This is a genomic window from Accumulibacter sp., assembly GCF_032229525.1.
GTDB lineage: Bacteria > Pseudomonadota > Gammaproteobacteria > Burkholderiales > Rhodocyclaceae > Accumulibacter.
Window position 1 is genome coordinate 1 of sequence record NZ_JAVTWB010000198.1, and the last position, 4,809, is coordinate 4,809.

Annotated in this window: 5 protein-coding genes; all 5 read left to right on the top strand. The window is 67.4% G+C overall.

Annotation, left to right across the window (positions count from 1 at the left end):
* A partial coding sequence (locus RUW20_RS15450) for a HAMP domain-containing sensor histidine kinase (protein WP_313953115.1) occupies positions 1–571 on the top strand: 571 nt, incomplete at its 5' end.
* A gap of 75 nt (positions 572–646) precedes the next feature.
* Positions 647–2,110, top strand: coding sequence for a DegQ family serine endoprotease (locus RUW20_RS15455; RefSeq protein ID WP_313953116.1), 1,464 nt, complete (start codon positions 647–649; stop codon positions 2,108–2,110).
* An 82-nt stretch (positions 2,111–2,192) separates the two neighbouring features.
* Positions 2,193–2,702: a tetratricopeptide repeat protein gene (locus RUW20_RS15460; RefSeq protein ID WP_313953117.1), complete on the top strand. Its 510-nt coding sequence runs from the start codon at positions 2,193–2,195 to the stop codon at positions 2,700–2,702.
* A 75-nt stretch (positions 2,703–2,777) separates the two neighbouring features.
* Positions 2,778–3,914, top strand: coding sequence for a chemotaxis response regulator protein-glutamate methylesterase (locus tag RUW20_RS15465; protein WP_313953118.1), 1,137 nt, complete (start codon positions 2,778–2,780; stop codon positions 3,912–3,914).
* Between the two features lie 56 nt (positions 3,915–3,970).
* Positions 3,971–4,809 (top strand): gamma-glutamyltransferase (locus RUW20_RS15470; protein ID WP_313953119.1); only part of this gene is annotated, 839 nt, incomplete at its 3' end.

Genomic DNA, 4,809 nt, shown 5'->3' on the forward strand with positions numbered 1-4,809 from the left:
CTCTCGCGCCGAGGCCTTCGCCGAACTGAAAGGCGGCTTGCGGCGGGCCACGCATACCGTGCAGCAACTGCTGACGCTGGCCCGCCAGGAACCGGGCGGCGGTGAGCTGGAAATGATCCCGGTCAGGCTGGCCGAGGTGGTGGCGACGGTGGTCGCCGAGCATCTGCCGCTGGCGGCAGCCCGGCAAATCGCGCTCGCCACGGTGGCGGCCACCACTGACTGCGTGGTCCAGGGTGACGACAACGCGCTGAATATCCTGGTGACCAACCTGGTCAGCAACGCGATCTGCCATACCCCTGCGGGAGGCAGGATCGATGTCGCCGTCGGGGAGAGCGACAGCGGCGCCTTCGTCGAAGTGTGCGATTCCGGCCCCGGCATCCCCGCCGAGGATCGGCAGCGGGTCTTCGACCGCTTCTATCGCCGGGCGCAAACCGACGCCCCCGGCAGTGGCCTGGGACTGGCCATCGTCAAGACCATTGCCGAACGGCATGGCGCCCGCGTGCTGCTCGATGATGCCAGCCTCGGCGGCCTGCGGGCGCGCGTTGAATTCAGCCGCTCGGTGCCGCTTTAAGTCAGCTTTAAGTCATGGCCTTCTATGGTATGCACACGGGAAGCGGCTCGCTTCCGCTCTGCTATCAAACAGGAGATGACCATGCAAGCAATGCAGTTCAAACGCAGCCTGATAGCGGTGGCACTGATCGCCGCCGTTGGTACCGGCTACGCCACCTTCGGCGGGCACGCCATCCGTCCTGCCGATGCCGTCGCCGCGGTCGCCGAACCGGCCAACGAAGCTGCCACCGCACCCCTGGCCAGAGCCAGTCTCGGGCTACCCGATTTCACGGCCATCGTCGAGCACAGCGGCCCGGCAGTGGTCAACATCAGCGCCAGCGGATCGTCGAAGACCGCTTATTCTGGTGGCGGCCGGGACGAGCGCCTGCCCGAATTGTTCCGCCACTTCGGCATCCCGTCGCCGGACGAGGGCGCGCCGGCACGCGGCATGGGTTCCGGTTTCATCGTCCGTGCCGACGGCCTGATCCTGACCAACGCGCATGTCGTCAGCGGCGCCGATGAAGTCACCGTCAAGCTGACCGACAAGCGGGAGTTCAAGGCCAAGGTGGTGGGGCTGGACAAGCTGACCGATATCGCTGTCCTGCGCATCGACGCCAAGAACCTGCCGGTGGTCCGGCTGGGCAATCCAGGCGACGCCAAGGTCGGCGAATGGGTGGTCGCCATCGGCGCACCGTTCGGCTTCGAGAACAGCGTCACCGCCGGGATTGTTTCGGCAAAAGGGCGCTCGCTCGCCTCCGACAGCTATGTCCCCTTCATCCAGACCGACGTGGCGGTCAATCCCGGTAACTCGGGCGGACCGCTGATCAATCTGAATGGCGAAGTGATCGGCATCAACTCGCAGATCTACAGCCGCAACGGCGGTTATCAGGGAATCTCGTTCGCCATCCCGATCGACGTGGCGATGAACATCCAGGAACAGCTGCTCAATGACGGCAAGGTCAGTCACGGACGCATCGGCGTGACCATCCAGGAAGTCTCGCAATCTCTGGCGAAATCGTTCGGGCTCAAGAGTTCGGCGGGTGCGCTGGTCAGTTCGGTCGAGAAAGGCAGCCCGGCGGCCGCGGGCGGTCTCGAACCGGGCGACATCATCCTGAAACTGAACGGCACCGAGATCGGAAGCTCGTCGGAGCTGCCGCCGGTGGTGGCGGCGCTCAAACCCGGCACGCAGGTGAAACTGCAGATCTGGCGCAAGGGAGGGACCCGCGACATCGCCCTCTCGGTCGGTGAGATCCCGACCCCGGCGCTGGCCGCCAACGGGACCGAACAAGTCGATCATTCCCGACTCGGACTGGCGCTGCGTCCCCTGACTCCGCAAGAGCGTCAACAGGCCGACTCGCCCGGCGGCCTGATGGTCGACAGCGTCAGTGGGCCCGCCGCCAGGGCCGGCATCCGCCCCGGCGACATCGTCCTCTCGCTGAACGGGCAAGCCGTGAACAACGTCAAGGAACTGCGCGCCTTGCTCGACAAGTCGGGCGGCATGGTGGCGCTGTTGATCGAGCGCGACGACGCGAAGATCTTCGTGCCGGTGGACATCGGTTGATCACCTTTCCGCGCTCGCCAGCCCCAGGCAAGGCCGTCACCTTGCCTGGGCCGCCGGCCGACATTCACCAGGGGCCTGAGCAATGATCGACGCGCTGTTCGACCTGCTCGGAGCTTTCTATCAAGACGGCAACCTGGCACAGGCGGAGTCGATCGCCCGCAGCATCCTGCAGGCGATCCCCGACGACATCATTTCTCTGCAGTTTCTCGGTCTGCTCTATTACCGCACCAATCGCCGCAGCGAGGCGATGCAGGCTTTCGGTGCGGCCGCAACCGACCGCCCCGGCGAGCCCGCAGCAGACGATGACGAGGGCCATCTGCGCGCCTCGGCGCAGTGCCTGCGCGCGGCGAGCGGGAACGGCTCGGCGCTGGCTGGCGCCTGGTACGACCTCGGCCTGGTGCTGTTCCGCTTGCGCCGTTACCCGCAGGCGCTCGGCGCATTGCAGGCGGCGCTATCGGCACGGCCGGATTTTCAGGCGGCACGGCGGGCGATCGATCGTGTCGCGGGCTTCCTCCCCCGAGCTGCGCGCGCCATGCCACGACGCCTGCTGCCGCCGGTGTTGGCGAGGCCAGCGAGGCCGCCGGAAGCTTGACAGCCTCGCTCAAATGCCGCGCCGGGCAGCGGTTGGCGGAGTTTTGCAGCGGCTGAAGGGTAAAATCGTCAGCAAATGACAACCCCGCGTGCCCCCGACAAGCCGATCAGCGAGCGTTCCACCCAGGTGATGATCGTCACCGACTCGCCGGCCGTTCGCCGGTTCGTCGTCGAGGCCTTGAGCGGGCAGCCGGGCATCGAGGTGATGGCGGCAGCGGTGGGGCCGCTCGGGGCCATCGACAAGATGCGAAGACAATGGCCGGACGTGCTGGTGCTCGATATCGAGACTACCGGCGCGGCCGGCATTTCCTTTCTTCGCAAGCTGATGGCGGAGCGGCCGACAGCGGTCTTGATCTGCTCATCGCCGGCCAACGAGGGCGGGCCAGCCAGCCTGGAGGCCATGGCCGCCGGGGCGGTCGGCATCATCAGCCGAGCCGCGACCGGCGCCAAGTCCGCCACCGAACCGAGCAGCGCGCGAATCGTGCGTGCGGTGCGCACGGCGTCGCGCGTGAACCTGCCCGCCATACGGCATCCGGCCGGCACGCCGGCGACCGAGCAGCGGCGGCCGAAAAACTCGGCCGACGTCATGCTGGCGGCCGGTCCGACCACGGCGCTGGCCGGCAGTGGCCAGCAGATCGTTGCCATCGGCACTTCAACCGGCGGCACCCAGGCGCTGGAGACGGTTCTTACCAGACTGCCCAGCCACTGCCTTGGTCTGGTGATCGTCCAGCACATGCCCGAGCGCTTTACCGCGATGCTCGCCCAGCGCCTCAACGATCTCTGCCAGATCGAGGTGCGCGAGGCACGCGACGGCGATCATGTCCTTCCCGGCCTGGCACTGATCGCGCCTGGTGGCAAGCACATGATGCTCAAGCGGTGCGGAACGCAATACCTGGTGGACGTCGCCGACGGCCCGCTGGTCAACCGCCACAAGCCGTCCGTGGATGTGCTCTTTCGCTCGGTCGCCAAGTTCGCCGGCGCCAGGGCCCTCGGCATCATCATGACCGGCATGGGTGACGATGGTGCGCGCGGGCTCAAGGAAATGCGCGATGCCGGCGCCCGGACGATCGCCCAGGACGAAGCCAGTTGCATCGTTTTCGGGATGCCGAGGGAAGCGATCAAGCTCGGCGCCGCCGAGCAGGTCATCGCGCTGGCGCGCATCCCTGACGCGGTGATGGCTTTCTGCCGAAGCGGCAGCACCCCGGCTTCCTGAAATACGCCATCGGCCTTCCCCAGTGTCGCGCCATCGCGTATTCTCCGCGAATGAAAATGGGTGGAGTGATCGCGGCGTCGGAGCCGCATACTGCCGAAGCGGGGGCACGCATCCTGCGCCGCGGCGGCAACGCGATAGACGCCATCGTCGGCGCCAAACTGGCGGCGACGGTCACCGAACTGCCGCTGACCTCATTGGGCGGGGGGGGTGCCTGCCTCTGGGGCGACGCCGATGACGGTTACGAAGTTCTCGACTTTTTCGCGGTAACGCCGGGTCTTGGTAGCGAGACGCAGCGGCCGCTGGATTTCGCACCGGTAACCGTCGATTTCGGGCAGGCCACGCAGACCTTTCACGTCGGGAAAGCGGCGACGGCGGTACCCGGTGAACTGGTCGGCCTGCTTGAGCTGCACCGTCGCGCCGGCCGCCTGCCGCTGCGGGAAGTCGTCGCACCGGCGGTAGCGTGGGCGCGCGACGGCTTCGCCGTCAGCGCCCAGATCGCGGCGATCATCGGCCTGGTCGCCCCGATCGCTCGCCGCTCACCTTCCGTCGCACGCCTGTTCTTCCCGCGCGGCGAGCTGCCGCAAGCGGGGGACCGCCTGGCCAACCCCGATCTCGGCGATTTCCTGCACGCGCTCGGCGAAGGCGATCCGGCCGCCCAGGTCGCGCGGTACTGGACGTCTCTGGTCGACAACTTCGGCCCGGCGAAAGGCGGCCTGATTAGCGCACAGGATGTGGCGAGCTACGCGCCGATGGTCCGTGAGCCGCTGCGCGTGGCCTTCGGTCCCTACACGGTATTGACCAACCCGCCGCCCGCTGCGGGCGGCGGCCTGATCGGCGCCGGCCTGCGCATCGCCGAGCGCCTGGGTCTTGGCGAAGAGGAGTTCCTGTCGGCCGA

Coding starts and splice junctions, on each gene's coding strand:
- RUW20_RS15455 (WP_313953116.1), top strand. CDS start 647: ATGACCATGCAAGCAATGCAGTTCAAACGCAGCCTGATAGCGGTGGCA.
- RUW20_RS15460 (WP_313953117.1), top strand. CDS start 2,193: ATGATCGACGCGCTGTTCGACCTGCTCGGAGCTTTCTATCAAGACGGC.
- RUW20_RS15465 (WP_313953118.1), top strand. CDS start 2,778: ATGACAACCCCGCGTGCCCCCGACAAGCCGATCAGCGAGCGTTCCACC.